This is a genomic window from Wolbachia pipientis (genome assembly GCF_023661085.1).
Classification (GTDB): domain Bacteria; phylum Pseudomonadota; class Alphaproteobacteria; order Rickettsiales; family Anaplasmataceae; genus Wolbachia.
In genome coordinates, this window is the sequence record NZ_JAHDJT010000020.1 from 7,877 (window position 1) to 12,775 (window position 4,899).

Sequence of the window (4,899 nt, forward strand, 5' to 3'; positions counted from 1 at the left end):
AAAGTCAGTGCCCACTTCGAGCCATTGCTTGATATAAATAAAAGTTTAGCAAAGCAACTGCAAGAGGAAACGAAACTAAAACTAAAACAAGAGCAAGAACAAAAAGACTTTCTATACGCAAAACAACTTCAGATAGATGAGATCTTAGAATATTGTAACCTTTCAAAGGATATCTCTAAGAGGGCGGAAGTTGAAAAGAGATTTGATGAGTTATTGAAAAATAATCCTGAAGGAAAAATTAGTGATGTTGTAGAGCAGTGCGTTAGTGATATAAAGCAATGTATTCAGCGTTCTGAAGAGCAAAGCCCTTCAAGTTTACTAAGGTGTGGTGAGAAAGGACGATGGATAGAAAAACCATTTGATCAGCAGCAGCTTGTAAAATAAATCTTCATAGCTCTATATATTTTTATATAGGGCTTTTTGCAGATATTTCATATAATATGAGCTGTAATGTGTGCTGACCTAAATGCAAGTTGACCATGAGACTAGTTTAATCATTGATGCCATAGAAAAATTTGGTGGTGAGGCAAGGCTTGTCGGTGGGTGTGTAAGGGACTCAATTCTGCAGCGTGACATTCACGATATTGACCTCGCTACTAATCTACTGCCTAATCAAGCGATTGAAGCGCTCAAACTTCACAACATAAAAACCATTCCAACTGGTTTAAACCACGGAACTATCACTGCAGTTTTAAACAAAAGATCTTTTGAGATCACAACGCTAAGGTATGACACTCAATGCGACGGTAGACATGCGAAAGTAGAATTTACCAATAATTGGCAAGCTGATGCTTCAAGGCGTGATTTTACATTTAATGCCCTATATGCAGACAAGCATGGCCATATATATGACTACTTTGGTGGCATTCAGGATTTAAAGGCGCAGAGGTTAAACTTTATAGGCAATGCTGAAGATAGAATTAAGGAAGACTATCTGCGTATTTTAAGAGTATTTCGGTTTCACGCAAAAATATGCGTTGGAGATTTGAGTGATGAAATATTGGATGTATGCAAAAAGCATTCGCACATGATCCAAAACCTCTCTGGAGAAAGAATAAGAGACGAAATGTTTAAATTGCTAGAGTGTGATGACCCCACTTCAACGCTTAAGAGCATGCAAAAATCTGATGTTTTGCAAAAAATTATTCCAAAAGAAGTAAAATGCGAAATCCTGTCCTCACCACTTCTTTTTGGTGCTGATGCGATAGTAAAATTAGCGTTGCTCCTTAGAACTACCGAAGACAGGCTAAACCTTGGAGAATACGTAAGCAAGTTTTTACGTCTTTCAAACAAGCAAAAGAAAAAACTGTTGTTTTTATTATCCAATAATATCAAAATAGAGCTTTCAGAAAAAGAGCAAAAAAAATACATATCTTTATTTGGTAAAGAATTATATTGTGATTTAGTGAAAATTTGTGGTGTTGAGTCTGGAGCAAACGTTGATGAATATATCTCATTTGCTAAGGTGTTCGATATCCCGAAATTTCCTTTATCTGGCGATGATTTGATAAATATAGGTTATCAGTCAGGAAAAAGTTTAGGCAGAAGTTTAGAGTTGTTAAAGCAACATTGGGAAGACAGCTCCTATTCCTTAACGAAAGAGGAGTTGTTACTTTATGCTAAGAGCCTACTTTAACTACCTGTTCTTACATTACTTAATGAAAGTACATGCGCAGTGTTATTAGTGTGACTCATGAAAGAGTTAGGTGCGCTGTTTGTATTTTTTGGTGACATAAATTTATTGCTTATATTTTTTGCTAGTTTTTGAACATTACTTGAGCCTAAGGATTTTGCTTTAGTTTTTATTGACTTTTCCAGAGCATCTTCAGGTAAAGAGTCTGTATAGGGCTGCACAAATTTTTCATTACATAGGTTATTTTTACGCTTCTTAACAAAACTTGCTTTTTTCTCATGAGATAAATCAGCCTCACTTTTAGTAATCGATTTCATGTTTATTTGGTGAGAGCTGTTTTTCCGTTGTTGCACTTTTGCCGTAGTGCTTTGACTTTCTAAACTCTCTAATCTATATTCTAAGCCCTCTAATGCACATAGACTCTCCTTTAATTGTTTGCACTGAGCGTCTTTTTCTTTTAATGCTTCTTCCAATCTTCTTATTTGATCGATTAATTTATGTTGATTTTGCCATACTTGTTCATCTATTTTTCTCACTTCAGCTTCCTCTGTTATAGATCGTTCAATCACAGATAGTAATTTTCCATTCTTCACTTCTAACGAGAGATTTTCTGCTCGTAAGCCTGCAATCTGATGTACTTGATCACTATAGGACAAAGTTAACTCCTCTAACTTTTTTTCTTTTACAGATTGCTCTTGATTATTTAGTAGTAGTTGCTGCGCTGATAATTCCATGATGGTCAAAAAAGTTTCCTTTAAGGTACTATCTATTCCAGCTAACTCCCATTCTTTATTTCCTTCTAAAGTTTGTGCTTGCTTTTGTAACTCAGCAACATCATTTTCTAAGTTCTTTTTCTTGTTTATTGCTGTACTTAACCAACTTTCTAAGTTTTTCAATCGACTTTCTAACTCACGCTGATTTTCTTCGTGCGTTTTGTGTTCTTCTTTCATAGCTTCTAACTGCTCTTCAAACTGGGCTTTTTCTTTTTGCAATTCACTTACTTTAATTTCTAATTCAGCATTCTTGCATATAGTTTGCTCTAACTTGGCTTGTTTTTGTTGCTCGATATTACTCTTTTCTTCCTCCAATTGTTGTTTAGATTCTTGAACACTTTGCAATTGAGCAGTCAGTGTATTCACATTTGATTGTAGAGCTTCTTTTTCACGACCTAAGTCACTAACTTTCCCCCTAAGCTCCATGATTTGCATTCGTAGGTTCTCATTATCTTTCTCAACAGCCTCATTTTTATCAGTAAGTAATTTAAATAAAGCGTCTTGTTCTTTCATTCTTTTTTCCTGATCAGATATAGTTTTCTGTTGTTTATCAACTTTATCCTGCATTGCTCTTTTATTTTGTTCTAAGGTTTCAACCAACCACTTTAAATTGTTTATTTTTGCGTCTTTTTCTTCTCCCTCCACCGAAAGCTTTCGTGTTTCATTTGCAAACTCTGCGCTGAGGTTAATTAATTCTCCCTCAAATCGCACTATTGTTTCGGATCTTTCCTTCAGTTTTGCTAGGAACTCTTCCCCCTCGTTTGTCTATAACTTCTGCCAATTCTCTGTAACTCTTTTCAAGTTCTGCAAGTTTAGACTTCAACTCCCCATTTTCCTCTTCCAAAAGGTTATTTCCTGTTTGTAAGTTTGCAATCTGCTGTGCTTGATCATCACAAAATCCAATAAACGCTTTTAGCACCTGATTTGCTCCTTCCAGCTCTCCCTTTAATTTTTCGTTCTCGTCCTTCAATTTCCTTTGGCTCTCTTTCTCAGCAACTTCGGATTTTAAATTAACTTCAATACTTTTGTCTATTTTTTCAACGCATTCGGTTTGCATTACCGTATCTTGAAATGCTACTCCATCAGTCTGAACCCCTCCATCTTTACTCATTATTTCACTTTGGCTCTCTTTTTCTGCAATTTCAGGTTTTAAATCAACTTTGATGTTTTTATTTGCCTTTTCAACGTATTCGGTCTGTATGGTCATATCTTGAAATGTTACTCTATCAGTTTGAACCTCCCCATCTTTACTCATTATTTCACTTTGGCTCTCTTTCTCAGCAACCTCAGGTTTTAAGTCAACTTGAGCACTTTCATCTACCGTCTTAAAAGCATCAGTTTGAACTTCATTGCTTGCAGTAGCTTTATCGTAGTACAAAATATTTTCTGCCCATCTGTTCCATCTCTTGGGCAATATTCGTCCAATCGTTTTTAGGTATAACCAAGCAAACGCGGTGGACCAACTGTGTTTCCTTTCTTCCTTTTTAATATTAATTTTATTGTTAGCATTGAGCATAAAACCACCTTATCTTTTAAACTTTAAAAACTTTTTCCAAGCTGAGAGTCGAATTTTGTTAACGATCATCAAAAATAGTAACAAAATTATATATATTGGTGTAAATATTAAATAAGCATTAATGCGAATGTTAAATCTAACCTGAACGTCTTAAATGTTAAGTAAGTATTTACAAAAGCTCTTGCTTTCGGTAAGCTTTAAGTAGAAGTATACGTGCCTGTGAGCACATTTTTTGCCTTTTTTATTGCTCTTATCAACATCTTCTGCTCGTTATCCTGACTTTTTACATTAACTACCTGAGCAGCTAAATTTGCAGGAAAAGTAGCCAAACTTACTTCCCATAATTCCACTTGTTTTAGCACCCGAGCTCCACTTTCATGATCAACGTCATACTCTATAGGTATATAGCCAATTGAAAGTCCATTGATTACTCCAGTTTTGAGCATCAAGTAAACTTCTTCTGCCTTTTGGATACCCAAAAGTAAATGTGCAGTTATATACAAGCCAACATCATTTTCATGAATATCTATAATATAACCTATAGGCTCACTCGGGTTGTGCTGCCAGAGAAGTTTTGTCTTTATTCAAGTTTTCCTTAAATGCCCCAGGTAAGACCAGATCATTCTGTTTATCAACTACATTAAAAACGCTCGCATAACCAGAAAATAAGCCGTTTTCCTCTATACTTTTTATTGACAATGATGAACAGAGAAATTTCTTATTCATAAAGCCCCCTTGTAGATTTAGTGCCAAAAGTTCTATTTGAAATAACTTGCAATGCAATACTAAATTCATTGTACAAAGTGCTCCAGAAAGAGGGAAGTATTTTTCTAATACAAAATCTGGGACCCAGGATACTACTTTAGTAATAAATATTTAAGAAATTTACCAGATAGAAAAAGGCAAAAGAAGCCCTGGTCAGTATTTATTTTTAGTATTGGCGTTTTTATGCCTTAAACGCTACAATTTAGCTGCTT

At 35.1% G+C, this 4,899-nt stretch carries 3 protein-coding genes and 2 pseudogenes; 2 read left to right on the top strand and 3 right to left on the bottom strand.

The features are described 5' to 3' along the window. Together DM84_RS01470 and DM84_RS01475 are read left to right on the top strand one after the other, a co-directional pair. Positions 1-384 (top strand): annotated as a pseudogene (locus DM84_RS01470) (hypothetical protein); the annotation flags it as partial. 82 nt (positions 385-466) lie between these two features. Then, positions 467-1,636, top strand: coding sequence for a CCA tRNA nucleotidyltransferase (locus DM84_RS01475; protein ID WP_250777904.1), 1,170 nt, complete (start codon positions 467-469; stop codon positions 1,634-1,636). On the opposite strand, the gene DM84_RS01480 is transcribed toward DM84_RS01475, so the two are convergent. The 3 genes and pseudogenes from DM84_RS01480 to DM84_RS01490 form a co-directional block, all read right to left on the bottom strand. Then, positions 1,633-3,117 carry a coiled-coil domain-containing protein gene (locus tag DM84_RS01480; protein WP_250777906.1) on the bottom strand — a complete coding sequence of 495 codons (1,485 nt, stop codon included), beginning with the start codon at positions 3,115-3,117 and terminating at the stop codon, positions 1,633-1,635. The genes DM84_RS01475 and DM84_RS01480 overlap by 4 nt on opposite strands. Continuing rightward, entirely contained in the window at positions 3,107-3,922 is an 816-nt protein-coding gene (locus DM84_RS01485; protein WP_250777908.1) for a hypothetical protein, read from the bottom strand. Before DM84_RS01485 ends, DM84_RS01480 begins: the two co-directional genes overlap by 11 nt. A 197-nt stretch (positions 3,923-4,119) precedes the next feature. Continuing rightward, a pseudogene (locus DM84_RS01490) lies at positions 4,120-4,648 on the bottom strand (HK97 family phage prohead protease). Positions 4,649-4,899: the final 251 nt, after the last annotated feature.

Coding starts and splice junctions, on each gene's coding strand:
- DM84_RS01475 (WP_250777904.1), top strand. CDS start 467: ATGCAAGTTGACCATGAGACTAGTTTAATCATTGATGCCATAGAAAAA.
- DM84_RS01485 (WP_250777908.1), bottom strand. CDS start 3,922: ATGCTCAATGCTAACAATAAAATTAATATTAAAAAGGAAGAAAGGAAA.